At 69.5% G+C, this 14760-nt stretch carries 14 protein-coding genes; 6 read left to right on the forward strand and 8 right to left on the reverse strand.

Annotation, left to right across the window (positions count from 1 at the left end):
• Nucleotides 1-70: 70 nt before the first annotated feature.
• Complete coding sequence (gene nadA, locus SKED_RS07625) at nucleotides 71-1273, reverse strand: quinolinate synthase NadA (RefSeq protein WP_012866562.1); 1203 nt, start codon at nucleotides 1271-1273, stop codon at nucleotides 71-73.
• A gap of 127 nt (nucleotides 1274-1400) precedes the next feature.
• On the opposite strand from nadA, the gene SKED_RS07630 reads away from it, so the two are divergent.
• Both SKED_RS07630 and erpA read left to right on the forward strand, forming a co-directional pair.
• On the forward strand, nucleotides 1401-2609 hold the full coding sequence (locus SKED_RS07630) for a glycerate kinase (RefSeq protein ID WP_012866563.1): 1209 nt from the start codon (nucleotides 1401-1403) through the stop codon (nucleotides 2607-2609).
• Nucleotides 2610-2835: 226 nt separating this feature from the next.
• Nucleotides 2836-3186, forward strand: coding sequence for an iron-sulfur cluster insertion protein ErpA (erpA, locus tag SKED_RS07635; protein ID WP_012866564.1), 351 nt, complete (start codon nucleotides 2836-2838; stop codon nucleotides 3184-3186).
• A gap of 133 nt (nucleotides 3187-3319) precedes the next feature.
• On the opposite strand, the gene SKED_RS07640 is transcribed toward erpA, so the two are convergent.
• Together SKED_RS07640 and SKED_RS07645 are read right to left on the reverse strand one after the other, a co-directional pair.
• Entirely contained in the window at nucleotides 3320-3559 is a 240-nt protein-coding gene (locus SKED_RS07640; protein ID WP_042438845.1) for a sulfurtransferase TusA family protein, read from the reverse strand.
• Nucleotides 3560-3648: 89 nt separating this feature from the next.
• Nucleotides 3649-4863 (reverse strand): cysteine desulfurase family protein, encoded by a 1215-nt coding sequence (locus SKED_RS07645; protein ID WP_143755689.1) that lies wholly within the window; start codon nucleotides 4861-4863, stop codon nucleotides 3649-3651.
• A 307-nt stretch (nucleotides 4864-5170) separates the two neighbouring features.
• Between SKED_RS07645 and ctaC the strand changes: the two genes are divergently transcribed.
• From ctaC to SKED_RS18935, 4 genes are all read left to right on the forward strand, one after another.
• Nucleotides 5171-6070 carry an aa3-type cytochrome oxidase subunit II gene (gene ctaC / locus SKED_RS07650; RefSeq protein ID WP_012866567.1) on the forward strand — a complete coding sequence of 300 codons (900 nt, stop codon included), beginning with the start codon at nucleotides 5171-5173 and terminating at the stop codon, nucleotides 6068-6070.
• Entirely contained in the window at nucleotides 6070-7857 is a 1788-nt protein-coding gene (ctaD, locus tag SKED_RS07655; RefSeq protein ID WP_012866568.1) for an aa3-type cytochrome oxidase subunit I, read from the forward strand. Before ctaC ends, ctaD begins: the two co-directional genes overlap by 1 nt.
• On the forward strand, nucleotides 7854-8252 hold the full coding sequence (locus SKED_RS07660; protein ID WP_012866569.1) for a cytochrome c oxidase subunit 4: 399 nt from the start codon (nucleotides 7854-7856) through the stop codon (nucleotides 8250-8252). Before ctaD ends, SKED_RS07660 begins: the two co-directional genes overlap by 4 nt.
• Nucleotides 8253-8475: 223 nt before the next feature.
• On the forward strand, nucleotides 8476-9465 hold the full coding sequence (locus tag SKED_RS18935) for a DUF4349 domain-containing protein (RefSeq protein ID WP_012866570.1): 990 nt from the start codon (nucleotides 8476-8478) through the stop codon (nucleotides 9463-9465).
• 115 nt (nucleotides 9466-9580) lie between these two features.
• On the opposite strand, the gene SKED_RS07670 is transcribed toward SKED_RS18935, so the two are convergent.
• The 5 genes from SKED_RS07670 to ctaE form a co-directional block, all read right to left on the reverse strand.
• The gene (locus SKED_RS07670; RefSeq protein ID WP_012866571.1) at nucleotides 9581-10204 is read right to left on the reverse strand and encodes a superoxide dismutase; all 624 of its coding nucleotides are present in this window, start codon (nucleotides 10202-10204) and stop codon (nucleotides 9581-9583) included.
• 127 nt (nucleotides 10205-10331) lie between these two features.
• The gene (gene qcrB / locus SKED_RS07675) at nucleotides 10332-12032 is read right to left on the reverse strand and encodes a cytochrome bc1 complex cytochrome b subunit (RefSeq protein WP_012866572.1); all 1701 of its coding nucleotides are present in this window, start codon (nucleotides 12030-12032) and stop codon (nucleotides 10332-10334) included.
• Complete coding sequence (gene qcrA / locus SKED_RS07680; RefSeq protein WP_012866573.1) at nucleotides 12029-13066, reverse strand: cytochrome bc1 complex Rieske iron-sulfur subunit; 1038 nt, start codon at nucleotides 13064-13066, stop codon at nucleotides 12029-12031. Before qcrA ends, qcrB begins: the two co-directional genes overlap by 4 nt.
• Nucleotides 13063-13842: a cytochrome bc1 complex diheme cytochrome c subunit gene (qcrC, locus tag SKED_RS07685; protein ID WP_012866574.1), complete on the reverse strand. Its 780-nt coding sequence runs from the start codon at nucleotides 13840-13842 to the stop codon at nucleotides 13063-13065. The genes qcrA and qcrC overlap by 4 nt, the downstream gene beginning before the upstream one ends.
• 103 nt (nucleotides 13843-13945) lie before the next feature.
• Complete coding sequence (gene ctaE, locus SKED_RS07690) at nucleotides 13946-14587, reverse strand: aa3-type cytochrome oxidase subunit III (RefSeq protein WP_012866575.1); 642 nt, start codon at nucleotides 14585-14587, stop codon at nucleotides 13946-13948.
• Nucleotides 14588-14760 lie beyond the last annotated feature (173 nt).

Consider the following 14760-nt stretch of genomic DNA (forward strand, 5'->3'; position numbering starts at 1 on the left):
GACGCAGACGTCAGGTGGAGGCCGTGAGGAGTGTCGCGGGCTGGATGCCGTCGGGGGAGACCTCCGCTGGTCAGAGCCCGGGCAGCGCGAGCATCTGGTCGAGCGCGACCCGTGCCCAGTGCGCGTCGTCGGCGTCGACCACGATCGGGTTGACCACGCGCCCGGCGACGAGCGACTCCATGGTCCACACGAGGTGCGGCAGGTCGATGCGGTTCATGGTCGAGCAGAAGCACACCGTCGAGTCGAGGTAGTGCACGTTCTTGTCGGGGTGCGCCGCGGCGACGCGGCGGACGAGGTTGAGCTCGGTGCCGATGGCCCACGACGAGCCGGGCTCGGCGGCGTCGAGGGTCTTGATGATGAACTCGGTCGACCCGACGAGGTCGGCGGCGACGACCACCTCGTTCTTGCACTCGGGGTGGACCAGCACGTTGACGCCGGGCACCGCGGCGCGGATGTCCGTGACGTTCTTCTCGCTGAAGCGGCCGTGCACCGAGCAGTGCCCGCGCCACAGGATCATGCGGGCGTCGCTCAGCTGCTGCGTGGTGAGTCCGCCGCCGGGCTTGCGGGGGTCGTAGACCACGCAGTCCTCGGGGGACATGCCGAGCTTGAGCAGCGCGGTGTTGCGGCCCAGGTGCTGGTCGGGCATGAACAGCACCTTGCCGGTGCCGTCGACCCCGCCGACCTGGTCGAAGGCCCACCGCAGCGCGACCTCGGCGTTCGAGGACGTGCACACGGTGCCCGCGTGGCGGCCGGTGAAGGCCTTGATGGCCGCGGTCGAGTTCATGTAGGTGACGGGCAGCGTCTGGTCGGCGACGCCTGCGTCCTGCAGGACCTCCCAGCACTCCTCGACCTGGTCGATCGCGGCCATGTCGGCCATGGAGCAGCCGGCGGCGAGGTCCGGGAGGATCACCTGCTGGTCGTCGGAGGTGAGGATGTCCGCGCTCTCGGCCATGAAGTGCACGCCGCAGAAGATGATGAACTCGGCGTCGGGCCGTGCTGCTGCCTCGCGCGCGAGCTTGAAGGAGTCACCCGTGACGTCGGCGAAGTCGATGACCTCGTCGCGCTGGTAGTGGTGACCCAGGATGAACGCCCGGTCTCCCAGGGCGGCGCGGGCGGCACGGGCGCGCTCGACGAGGTCCGGGTCGCTCGCCGCGGGCAGCGCCCCGGCGCACTCGACGCCGCGCTCGGACGCGAGGTCCTTGCCCTGACCCAGCAGCAGCAGCGCGGGTGAGGGAGCCGGCTCGGAGAAGGTTGCGTTCAGCAGTGTGCTCACGTCCCCATGTTCTCACAGGCGGCAGTCTCACCTGCGGGAGCGCACGGGGTGCCGGCGAGAGGTCAGGCGACGCTCGGGGAGGTGTCGGCGACGCGTCGCGCGGGCGTCGGCAGGGCAGGATGTGGGGATGCGCGTGCTCCTGGCTCCCACACTCTCGGGCGACGACGCCCACGGTCTGGCAGCGTCGTCAGCCCACCTCGTCGACGCCTGGTCCGGCGCGGCACCCCACGACACCGTGGATCTCTGCGCCCTCTCTGACGGTGGACCGGGCTTCGCGACCCTCGTCGCAGCCCGGTCGGACGATCTCGCATCACGGGCTGACCTCGCCCCGGACCGCAGGGACTCCTGGGTCGCACCCGGGGTCCTGCTGGTCGGCGGCAGGGGTGGGACGGCCTACGTCGACGGCTCGGTCGGGCTGCGTGCCGGTGCCGGGACGGTCGGGCTCGGCGAGCAGCTGCTCGCCGCGCTCTCGGCGGACCCGTCGCGCGTCGTGCTGGGGATGCCCGGCCCGGACCAGGTGATGGTGGTCCCCGACGCCGGGTGGGGCCTGCTCGGTGCGCTCGGTCTCGAGGGTGCCTCAGGCCGTGGGCTGGCGGACGACGTCGCGGCCGAGGTCCTCGGGGGCCTCGGGGCAGCGCTCGCGTGCCTCGGTGAGGTCGACCTGGTCGGCGCGGCCGCCCGCGACCTGCCGCTGCTCGGCCTGCACGGGACGAGCGCGTCGGCGGGGGAGTTCGGCGCCCTGACGGCGGCCGACGCCCAACAGCTCGAGAGGACGGTCGGTCAGCTCGCCCACGCAGTCTGGGATTCCGCCGTCTCTGGGCAGGCTCCGCCGCCGACGGGTCACCCGAGCCTGCTCGCCCCGAGCCAGGCGGCCGACACCGCGACGCGCCGGCTCCGCGACGTCACCGGGCTCCCGGGTGCCGGTGCCGGGGCGGGGGTCGGGTGGCTGGTCGCGCTGGCCGGCGGTCGGCTCCTCCCGGGGGCGGCCGTCCACGCGGAGGCGGTCGCGCTCGCGCCGCGGGTCGCGGAGAGCGACCTCGTGGTCACGACCCTCGACCACCTCGACGCCTCGACCTTCCACGGCTCGGGAGCCGAGCAGGCCGCGACCGCTGCCGCTGCCGTCGGTGTCCCGTGCGTGGTGGTCGCGGGCACGAGCATGATGAGCCGCAGGGAGTCCTCGGCGGCTGGTCTCAGCGCTGTCTACGTCGCGTCCGAGCAGCCGGACCCGCGCGGTGGCCGGGGAGGCGAGCAGGACGGAGACCTGCCGGAAGACGGGCTCGCCGACGTGCTCCGCCGCGTCGCGCGGTCGTGGTCACCAGCGCGCAGCGCACGGTGACGGGGGCTGGCAGCGCGAGCGCCCTTCGTGCCTTCCAGGCAACTGCAGACCACCAGACGCGGTCCGCGTGCGGGCAGACGGTCGCACTGGGCTTAGTCTGGACGGGAATACATCCACGGGGCCGACGGTTGGCACCCATGCGGGTCGGCTCGCGACGCTCTGACGAGCGGGCGCAGCCCGGCACCGTCCGATCGTCACCAGACTTTCTTCATTGTGGGGAGACACCATGAGCGAGACCACCGAGACAGCGACCCACGGCGTCCTGCTGAGCGACGTCGCGGCGCAGAAGGTCCGCACGCTCCTCGAGCAGGAGGGCCGCGACGACCTGCGTCTGCGCGTCGCCGTCCAGCCCGGCGGCTGCTCCGGCCTCATCTACCAGCTCTACTTCGACGAGCGCGTGCTCGACGGAGACGCGCTCAAGGACTACGACGGGGTCGAGGTCGTCGTCGACAAGATGAGCGTCCCCTACCTCGAGGGCGCGACCATCGACTTCGCGGACACCATCGAGAAGCAGGGCTTCACGATCGACAACCCGAACGCCGGCGAGGGCTGCGCGTGCGGCGGCTCCTTCAGCTGATCTGAGCCTCGCAGCCGTCGGCCCGTCCCGGGCCGCTGGCCAGCGCGAGCCAGCAGACGAGGGCCCGATCTGTCTCACGACAGGTCGGGCCCTCGTCTGCTTCGGCAGGCGGGTCCACCGGGGGAGAGGTGGCTCAGCCGCCCAGCCGAACCGTGATCGCGGTCGCCGGCTCCGCGGGGTCCTGGGCCTCGTCATCGAGGACGGTCGATCGCACCACCGCGTGGCCGCGCATCCGGGCCCAGGCGGGGACGTCGTGCACCGCAGCAGGGTCCGTCGACCAGACCGTCACCAGGTCACCGCCGACCAGCCCGGCCGCGGCGCGGGCCAGACGGATCACCGGCAGCGGGCAGCGCAGCCCGCGGGCATCGACCACGGTCGCTCCGCTGTCAGTCGCTGCGCCGTCCGTCGACGCCGCACCGTCCGTCGAGGTGTCGTCCCCCGGACCCGTGCTCGCGCCCGACGTCACAGCGACCCCACCCCGAGCGCGTCCCGGACCCGGGCGACGGCGGTCGGCAGCTCCGCGAGGAACCTCTCGACGTCGTCCTCGGAGGTGGACCGGTCCAGCGCGATGCGCACGTTCCCGTGAGTCAGGGACCCCATGGCCGCGAGGACGTGGCTCGGCTCGAGGGCGCTCGACGTGCACGCGGAGCCCGACCCGACGGCGAAGCCGGCACGGTCGAGCTCGGAGACGAGCGCCTCGCCGTCCACGTAGAGGCAGGAGAAGGTGAGGACGTGGGGGAGCCGCTCGTCCGGGTCGCCCACGATGTCCACGTCTGGGACCAGAGCCTGCACCCGGTCGCGGAGGCGGTCCACGAGACGGCGCCGACGGGTGTCCTGCGCCGCCCGGTCGGCGGTCGCGGCCTGGAGCGCGACCGCTGCGGCGAAGGCCGCGGGGACGTTCGTGCCCCCGGGGAACCAGCGGTCCTGGTCCTCGGGCCAGTCCGCGCGCTGCCGGACGCCCTGGCGGACCACGAGGACACCGGTGCCCCCGGGGCCGCCCCAGTCGGCGGGGTCGGCGACGAGGACGTCCCAGTCGGAGCCCACGTCGACGTGGCCGAGCGCCGCGCCGGCGTCGACGAGCAGCGGGACGCCCGCCGACCGCGCGGCGGCGTGGACGTCCCCGAGGGGCTGGAGCGTCCCGACCTCTCCGTTGGAGTGCTGCAGCGCCGCCAGGGAGACCCCCGGCGCCTGGACGGCCGCGGTCATCGCGTCGAGGTCGACGCGGCCGAGACGGTCGACGGGCACGCTCACGTGCTCCGCCTGCGAGCCGTCGACGGTGGCGCGGTGACGGTCCACGGAGAACGCCGAGGCCTCGAGCACGGCGGCACGCTCGACCGAGGAGGTCACGACCGACCCGCCGGCCCGTCGACGGCCGAGGGACACGGCACGCACGCCGGCGTGCAGCGCGGCGGTGTGCGACGGGGCGAGGTGCACCTCCTCGGTCCGGGCACCGACCACCTCCGCGACGGCAGATCGCGCCCCGGCGAGCAGCGACGCCGCACGGCGACCCTCGGAGTGCAGACGACGCGGGTCGGCCCACCCCTCGGCGAGCGCCCGCGTGAAGGCCTCGTGCGCGTCGGGCAGCAGCCGGGCGCTCCCACCGGCGTCGAGGTGCACACGACCGGGCGCGGTCTCGGGGGTGGCTGCGGGGTGCGGGGGGAGTCTGTCGTGGGGCACGGTGCCACGGTAGTCGAGGCCTCGCGCCGGGCTCCCGGGCCGGTCCCGACGGACGTGGCGTGGTGGTGCGGCACGCGGGGGAAGTCCCAGAAGAGCCCTGGTGGACGCCCTGCGCGGGGCAGTTCGTGACAGTCGGTCGACCGGTGTTAGCAAAGCGGTGCCGGTGCCGTCTTTCTCACACCGGGACGGTGTGGTCGAGGCCCGTTCAGCCGCTCGTCCACGCTACGCTTCATGCTATCGAGGACGAAGGTCCTGTGTGCTGCCCGAACTCGGACGGTGTGCAGGACGTGAAGTGAAAGGCCCCCCTTTGCGCTCGGAACGCCCCACCCGCAGTCGAAAGACGGTCGGCAGGCTGGTCACAGCTGCCGCGCTCGTCTCCCTCGCCGTGTCCGGATGCTCGGCAGAAGCCCAGCGCGGCTTCCTGCCGGGATACGCCGACGGCCCCACGACCAACCAGACCGACCGGATCACCGACATGTGGGTCGGTTCCTGGATCGCCGCGCTGATCGTCGGGATCATCACCTGGGCTCTCATGCTCTGGTGCGTCGTCGCCTACCGGAAGCGCAAGGACGACCACACGCTCCCGATCCAGACCAGGTACCACCTGCCGCTCGAGATCATGTACACGCTCGTCCCGATCGTCATGGTCGGCGTGCTGTTCTTCTTCACGCAGCGTGACATGTCCGAGGTCCGCGCGACCGACGCAGAGCCCGACGTGACGATCCAGGTGATCGGCAAGCAGTGGAGCTGGGACTTCAACTACCTCGACGACGAGGTCTACGAGACCGGCCAGCACGCCGTGAACGTCGGCTCGCTCGAGAACGAGCTCGGAGGGGTCGGGACGAACTCGCAGTTCCCGACGCTCTACCTGCCCGTCAACGAGGTCGTCGAGTTCCAGCTCGAGTCCCGCGACGTCATCCACTCGTTCTGGATCCCCGCGTTCCTCGACAAGATGGACATGATCCCGTTCCGGACCAACGTCTGGCAGGTGACCCCGACCCGCGAGGGTGTCTACGCCGGCAAGTGCGCCGAGCTCTGCGGTGAGTTCCACTCCGGGATGCTCTTCAACGTCGCCGTGGTCTCGCGCGAGGAGTACGACGCACACATGGAAGAGCTCGAGCAGCGCGGCCAGACCGGCCAGCTGGGGCTCGACCTCAACCGACAGCAGAGCGAGGCCGGCAACGCCGCCGCGGAGGGTGAGAACTGATGGCTGCGGCCGACGACGCGCACGTCGAGAAGATCCCCGGCCTGGCGCCGGGTCGACAGACTCTCGGACGCACGGTGATCAAGTGGATCACCTCGACCGACCACAAGACGATCGGGTACATGTACCTGATCACGTCCTTCGTGTTCTTCTGCATCGGTGGCCTCATGGCCCTCGTGATCCGGGCCGAGCTCTTCGAGCCCGGCATCCAGATCGTGCAGAGCAACGAGCAGTACAACCAGCTCTTCACCATGCACGGCACGATCATGCTGCTGCTGTTCGCGACCCCGCTGTTCGCCGGCTTCGCCAACATCATCATGCCGCTGCAGATCGGTGCGCCCGACGTCGCCTTCCCGCGGCTCAACATGTTCGCGTACTGGCTCTACCTCTTCGGCGGGCTCATCGCCTCGGCCGGGTTCTTCACCCCGCAGGGTGCGGCTTCCTTCGGATGGTTCGCCTACGCACCGCTGTCGAACACCACCTTCAGCCCGGGGCTCGGCGGTGACCTCTGGGTCTTCGGCCTCGCGATGACCGGTTTCGGCACGATCCTCGGTGGCGTCAACTTCATCACGACCATCATCACGATGCGTGCGCCCGGCATGACCATGTTCCGCATGCCGATCTTCACGTGGAACACCCTCGTGACCAGCATCCTCGTGCTCATGGCCTTCCCGCCGCTGGCCGCCGCGCTCTTCGCCCTCGGTGCGGACCGCCGCCTCGGCGCGCAGATCTTCAACCCGGAGAACGGCGGTGCCATCCTCTGGCAGCACCTGTTCTGGTTCTTCGGGCACCCCGAGGTGTACATCATCGCCCTGCCGTTCTTCGGCATCGTGAGCGAGATCTTCCCGGTCTTCAGCCGCAAGCCGATCTTCGGCTACAAGGGCCTGGTCTACGCGACCATCGCGATCGCCGCCCTCTCCGTGACGGTCTGGGCGCACCACATGTACGTCACCGGCGCGGTCCTGCTGCCGTTCTTCTCCTTCATGACGATGTTGATCGCCGTCCCGACAGGTGTGAAGTTCTTCAACTGGATCGGCACGATGTGGCGAGGGAAGCTCACCTTCGAGACCCCGATGCTCTGGTCGATCGGGTTCCTCGTCACCTTCCTCTTCGGTGGTCTCACGGGAGTCATCCTGTCGAGCCCGGTCCTCGACTTCCACGTCTCGGACACGTACTTCGTGGTCGCCCACTTCCACTACGTGGTCTTCGGCACCGTGGTGTTCGCCATGTTCGCCGGCTTCTACTTCTGGTGGCCGAAGTTCACCGGGCGCATGCTCAACGAGCGCCTCGGCAAGGTCCACTTCTGGCTGCTGTTCGTCGGCTTCCACGCGACCTTCCTCGTCCAGCACTGGCTGGGTGTCGCGGGCATGCCGCGTCGCTACGCGGACTACATGCCCGAAGAGGGCTTCACCTGGATGAACCAGGTGTCGACCGTCGGGTCCTTCATCCTCGCGGCGTCCACCCTGCCGTTCCTCTGGAACGTCTACGTCACCTGGCGCAGCGCGCCGCTCGTCACGGTCGACGACCCGTGGGGCTTCGGCTCGTCGCTCGAGTGGGCCACCTCGTGCCCGCCCCCGCGTCACAACTTCACGTCGCTGCCGCGCATCCGGTCCGAGCGCCCCGCGTTCGACCTGCACCACCCCGAGGTCGCCGCGATGGACCACCACGCGGTGGATCCCGGACCGCTCGACAAGCTGTACGGCGAGGGTGACCGACGCGGTCAGCAGACCCTGGCGAAGGACCGTGTCATCAACGGTCCCGGAGACGAGAACGCAGGAGAGCCCCGATGAAGATCGAGAGCAAGCTGTTCATCTACCTCGCGCCCTTCTTCCTCCTCGTCGCCGTCGTCTACGGCTTCTGGAGCGAGTGGGAGCCGGTCGGCACCACCGGGCTGTTCCTGTCGGTCGGTCTCGCCGGAATGATCGGCTGGTACCTCGCGGCCACCGCCAAGCGGATGGACCCGCGCCCCGAGGACGACGCCTTCGGCGAGATCGAGCAGGGTGCTGGCGAGCAGGGCGTCTACGCCCCGTGGAGCTGGTGGCCCCTGGCGATCGCCGCCGGAGCCGGGGTCTGCTTCCTCGGCCTCGCGGTCGGCTGGTGGGTCTTCGGCATCGGCGTGGTCCTCTCGATGCTGGCCCTCGTGGGCTGGGTCTTCGAGTTCTCCCGCGGCCAGCACGCGCACTGATCCACCGCGCACGCTGACCCACAGCACCACACCGCACGGCTGAACCAGCCAGCACCAAGTGAAGGCGAGGCCCCGGACCACACGGTCCGGGGCCTCGCCTGTGCCATGCCCGCTGCACCTTGCACCGTGGAGCGTCTCGGTCGGGTACCGGTCGCGCCACAGTCTCGTATCGGTCTCGACCAGACCGGCCACAAGGCCTGCGGGGCTGCCTACTGTGGGCCGCATGACGACACGACGTGGTGCACAGGCAGGCATTCTCAGGTGGGCAGCCGTCGGCGTCCTCGCGGCCGCGACAGGGCTGGCGGGCTGCTCCTCAGACGCCGGGAGCCAGGCGACGAGCGCCGACGCCGCACTCCCGGAGAGCGTAGACAGTGACAGCCAGCCCGGGGACGCGGCGGACGAGAGTGCCGCCCTCCCGGAGGACCTCGCCGCGTCCGTCGGCGGAGCCGACGTCGACCGCTCGGTGATCGTCAGCGGGACCGTGGTGCTCACGGCCGACGAGCCGATCACCGTGGCCGGGTCGATCGTCACCGCCGTCGAGGGCGCCGGGGGCTACGTCGACGGGCGCAGCGAGTCCCAGGGGTCCGGGGTCGACGGAGACGCGTCAGAGCCCGAGCGCGCCTGGCTCACGGTCCGTGTGCCGCCGGGTGAGGTGCAGCCGATGATCGACGCGCTGCGGGAGATCGGCGAGGTGACCTCCGTCGACCTCACCTCCTCCGACGTGACGAAGCAGGTCGCCGACCTCGAGACGCGGATCTCGGCGAAGCGGGTGGCGATCACCCGCCTGGAAGAGCTGTTGACGAGCGCGGGCACCGTCGCGGACCTGCTGGCCGTGGAGGGAGAGCTCACCACGCGCCAGAGCGAGCTCGAGCAGCTCCTCACCGAGCAGGCCGGCATCGACGACCTCACGGCGATGGCGACGCTCGAGATCTCCGTCTACGCCACGGACCAGGCACCGGAGCAGGAGACCGAGGTGACCGGCTTCGTCGGTGGCCTCTCCGCAGGCTGGGACGGCCTCCTCACCGCACTCGGAGCGACCGTCACGGTCATCGGGGTGCTGCTGCCCTGGGCGGTCCTCGTAGGCGCTGTGGGCGCCGTCGTGCTGTGGACGCTCCGTCGACGCCGCCGGTCCTCCGGTGCCGTCCCCGCAGAGCGCGGCACCGCCTCGGAGGGTGACGCAGCCGCGGAGCAGCAGGCGTCCGAGAAGGACTGAGCAGACGTGAGAAGGCCCCGCCGGCCTCCTGCGCCCCCACCGCGTGCGCGGGGGAGCGGAGGGCGCCAGCGGGGCCTTCTGCGCGTGCTCAGCGCCCTGGGGGCGCGTCAGGTGCTCAGGGGACGATGAGACCCGAGGTCTGCGTCTTGGCGCGCGCGAGGCGTGCCGCGGCGTCGTCCCAGCTCACCAGGTTCCACCAGGCCGTGACGTAGTCGGCACGGACGTTCTGGTAGTCGAGGTAGTAGGCGTGCTCCCAGACGTCCAGGAGGACGATCGGGGTGAGGCCCATGGGGATGTTGCCCTGCTGGTCGTACAGCTGGACGATGATGAGCTTCTGGCCGATGGAGTCCCAGGCGAGGATGGCCCAGCCGGAGCCCTGCACGCCGGCGGCGACGGCCGCGAAGTGCTTCTTGAAGGCCTCGAAGGACCCGAAGTCGGTGCCGATGGTCTCGGCCAGGTCGCCGGTGGGCTCGCCGCCGCCCTCGGGGGAGAGGTTGGTCCAGAACGCCGAGTGGTTGATGTGGCCACCGAGGTTGAACGCGAGGTTCTTCTCGTGGAGGTTGACCGCGGCGAGGTCGCCGCTCTCGCGAGCGTCGGCGAGCTTCTCGAGCGCGGTGTTGGCGCCGGTCACGTAGGCCTGGTGGTGCTTGGAGTGGTGGAGCTCCATGATGCGACCAGAGATGTGCGGCTCGAGCGCACCGTAGTCGTAGCCGAGCTCGGGAAGGGTGTAGACAGCCATTCCGATGTCCTCCTAGACGTCGTCCGCAGCCGAGGGGCTGCGTCTCACTGCATAACGCGGAAGGCCCGCGAACATGTTCCCACCAGGGATTTCAGTTCGCGGGCCATCCACCTACTGTGCCGTACGTTCAGCTCTTGCGCTCGTCCGTGACCACTCCGTGGCCGGTGCCGTCGCGCACGGGGTCCAGCTGACCGTGGGCGTCGCCCGAGTCGAGCTGGTCGTGCTCGCCGTGCGAGTGCGCGGCGGCGAGCTCGGCCGGCGTGACGGGCTCGACACGGTCCTCGAAGAAGAAGCCCGAGAGCTTCTGCAGCTGGCGGTCCCACGCGTAGCCCTTGCGGCGCACACCGCGTGCGTCCTCGCGAGGAGCGATCTCGAGCGGACGGTTCGCCTCGTACCCGACGCGCAGCCACCGCTCCTGCTCGTCGAGAGGCTTGTGGACCTCGATGTACTCACCGTTCGCGAAGCGGACGATGCGTCCGGTCTCGTGACCGTGGAGGACGAGCTCGCGGTCCTTGCGCTGCAGCCCCAGGCAGATGCGCTTGGTGATCCAGAACGCGGCGACCGGTGCGAGGAAGAACGCGATGCGGAACACCCACGTGATCGAGTTGATCGACAGGTGGAAGTGCGTCGCGATGAGGTCGTTCGACCCGGCGAGAGCCAGGATGATGAACGCCGTGAGGAAGCCGACGCCCAGGCCGGTGCGGACCGGGACGTTGCGCGGACGGTCGAGCACGTGGTGCTCGCGCTTGTCCTTCGTGACCGCAGCCTCGAGGAAGGGGTAGACCGCGAGGAAGGTGAAGAGCAGCCCGGGGATGACCACGGCCGGGATGAGGACGTTGAGCGACAGCGTCCATCCGGCGATGACGTACTCGGTCTGCCCCGGCATGAGTCGTAGGGACCCCTCGAGGAACAGCATGTACCAGTCGGGCTGTGCGCCGGCGCCGACGGGGGAGGGGTCGTAGGGACCGTAGTTCCACACGTTGTTGATCGCCATGGTCGCGCCCATGAGGGCGATGACACCGAAGACGATGAAGAAGAACCCACCGGCCTTCGCGACGTAGACGGGGAACAGCGGGAAGCCGACGACGTTCTTGTCGGTCCGGCCGCCTCCGGGGTACTGCGTGTGCTTGTGCAGCACCACGAACAGCAGGTGGAGACCGATGAGCGCGAGGATCAACGCCGGCACCACGAGGATGTGCATGGTGAACAGGCGCGGGATGATGTCCTCGCCCGGGAACTCGCCGCCGAAGATCATGTACGACAGGTACGAGCCGATCACGGGGATCGACTTCACGACGCCGTCGGTGATGCGCAGGCCGTTGCCCGAGAGCACGTCGTCGGGGAGCGAGTAGCCGGTGAAGCCGGCGAGGAGACCGAGGATCATCAGCACGAAGCCGACCATCCAGTTGAGCTCACGCGGCTTGCGGAACGCACCGGTGAAGAACACGCGCATCATGTGGACGACGATCGCCGCCATGAAGAGCAGCGCTGCCCAGTGGTGGATCTGGCGCATGAGCAGCCCGCCGCGGACCTCGAAGGACAGCTTGAGCGTCGAGGCGAAGGCCTCGGACATCAGCTGGCCGTTCATGGAGGACAGCGGGCCGTGGTACTCGATGAGCCCCATCGACGGCACGAAGAACATCGTCAGGAAGACACCCGAGATGAGGAGCACCACGAAGGAGTAGAGAGCGACCTCACCGAGGAGGAAGGACCAGTGGTCAGGGAAGACCTTGCGGGCGAAGCCCTTCACGGCGTTCGAGATGCCGGTGCGCTGGTCCAGGTAGTCGGTGCCTGCGGCGACCGGCTTCGGAACGTTGGTAGTTGTCATTTGAGGCGTCCCCAGTAGCTCGGGCCCACGGGCTCGTCGAAGTCGTCCTGCGCGATGAGGTACCCCTCGTCGTCGACCGCGATCGGCAGCTGGGGGAGAGGACGCTTCGCAGGACCGAAGACGACCTTGGCACCGTCAGCGACGTCGAACGTCGACTGGTGGCACGGGCAGAGGAGGTGGTGCGTCTGCTGCTCGTACAGAGCGACGGGGCAGCCGACGTGCGTGCAGATCTTCGAGTAGGCGACGATGCCGTCGTGGGACCACGACTTGCGCTCTTCGCTCTCCTTGAGGTCTGCAGGGTCGAGACGGACGATGAGGACGACGGCCTTGGCCTTCTCCGTGATCCACTCGTGGGAGCGACGCTCCTCCTCGGGCACGTCAGGGATGACGTGGACGACAGAACCGATGGTGACGTCAGCGGCCTTGATGAGACGGCCGTTGGGGTCGATGGCGAGGCGGGTGCCCTTGCGCCAGATCGTGTGCTTGAACTTGCTGATGTCCCAGTCGCCGCCGACCGAGCTGATGAGCGGCACGGCGATGGTGAGCGGGAAGAGGGCGAGGGCGGTGACGACAGCGCCCTTGAGCACCGGGCGACGGGCGATGCCCGAGTCCTCGGCGCCGGCCTTGAGCTCGGCGATGGCCGCTGCGCGGACCTCGTCGGTGCCGCGGACGTCGTGACGCTCGTCGACGTGCTCGTGGTCGGACATGAGCGTCTTGGCCCAGTGCACGGCGGCGAGGCCGATGCCCATGAGCGCGAAGAAGAGACCGAGGCCGAGCGCGAGGTTCGCGTTGCGCGTGCCGACGGTCGTGCCGTCCGGACGGATCGCGAAGTAGGCCACCATCATGCCGATGGTGCCGATGATCGAGATGACGAAGAGGACCACGGTCTGTCGCTCGGCGCGCTTGGCGGCCTTCGGGTCCTTGTCGGCCATCCGGAGCTTGTGCTCGGGGACGCCCGGGTCCGGGAAGGTCTCCAGCTGCTGGCCGCCCGACGTCGTGCTGACGTCGGTCGAGGGGTTGTGCTGCTCGGTCATGAGGACTTGGCTCCGATCCACACTGCGCACCCGATGAGTGCTCCGATGCCGACGATCCAGACCCACAGGCCCTCGCTGACGGGGCCGAGGTTGCCGAGGTCGGCTCCGCCGGCGGAGCCCTCGCGCTGCTCGACGAGGTACGCGATCACGTCGCGCTTCTCCTCGGGGGTGATGGTGGCGTCGTTGAAGACGGGCATCGACTGCGGGCCGGTGAGCATGGCCTCGTAGATGTGCGTCGGCGTCGTGCCGGAGAGGGCAGGCGCGTACTTGCCCTCGGAGAGGGCGCCGCCGGCGCCGACCGCGTTGTGGCACATGGCGCAGTTGGTGCGGAAGATGGCGGAGCCGTTCGACGCGTCGCCGAGCGCAGGGTCGACCTGCTCGGCCGTCGGGGTCGACGGGCCGGGGCCCAGGGAGGCGACGTAGGCGGCGAGCTGGTTGGTCTGCTCGGCGTCGAACTGCGTCGGCTTGGCCGGGGCCTGCGGGCTGTTCATCTGCATGGGCATACGGCCGGTGCCGACCTGGAAGTTCACCGAGGCCGCACCGACACCGATGAGCGAGGGGACCTCGTCGCGACCTTCGGCGTTCACGCCGTGGCAGGTGGCGCAGTTCGCCTGGAAGAGTTTTTCACCGGCTTCGATGTCGTTGGTCGCAGCGGTGTCGGCGCTGGCCGACGTGGGTGACAGGACGGCGTACAGGCCGCCCGTCACCAGCAGCGCCAGCAGCATCAGCACGACCGGCGTGAGCCGGTGGTGTCGGCGGGCGGCGAGTGCCTTCACGGATGGATCCTCGTCTCACAAGATGGGTGTTCGGGGGCTGTGTGCGGCTCAGAGGGCGAGCCGTGGTTCTCGGGGTGGGGCTGGGTGGTCTGGCGGCTGCGGGTCACTGCAGGAAGTAGATGACGCCGAAGAGCGCGATCCAGACCACGTCGACGAAGTGCCAGTAGTACGACACGACGATCGCGGTGGTGGCCTCGTGGTGCCCGAAGTTCTTCGCGGTGAAGGACCGTCCGAGCAGGAAGAGGAAGGCGATGAGACCGCCCACGACGTGCAGGCCGTGGAAGCCGGTCGCGAGGTAGAAGACCGAGCCGTACGGGCTCGAGGAGATCGTGAGGCCGGCCTCGACGAGCTCGGCGTACTCGAACACCTGACCGGCGACGAAGAACGAGCCCATGAGGTAGGTGAGCGTCATCCACTCGTTCATGCCCCAACGGTTGATCGCGAAGATCGAGCCGGTGCGGCGGGGCTGCATCCGCTCTGCGGCCCACACGCCCATCTGGCAGGTCACCGATGACAGGACCAGGACGGACGTGTTGATGGCGGCGAACGTGAGGTTGAGGTGACCCGTGCCCTCCGCCCACTGCTCCGGAGAGATGGTCGCGCGGATGGTGAAGTACATCGCGAAGAGGCCCGCGAAGAACATGAGTTCGCTCGCGAGCCAGACGATGGTTCCGACCGACACGGGGTTCGGGCGGTTCACGCTGACGTGGGTGTGGGTGCTGGGGGCAGCCGTTGCAGTCGACACCCCATCATTATGGCCGATGATCAGCGGACTGTGGGCCCTAGGACCCACCGATCTGGGCCGCTGAATCTCACAATGCTGCAACGGCGGGCGGTTGTGTGCCCTTCTCGTGACGGAGCGTTCACAACTGTCACCAAAACGCTGCCGCATGGCGGGTCGGATCCGTGCCAAGATGC

It is taken from the genome of Sanguibacter keddieii DSM 10542, from assembly GCF_000024925.1.
In the GTDB taxonomy this organism is placed as follows: Bacteria; Actinomycetota; Actinomycetes; order Actinomycetales; family Cellulomonadaceae; genus Sanguibacter; species Sanguibacter keddieii.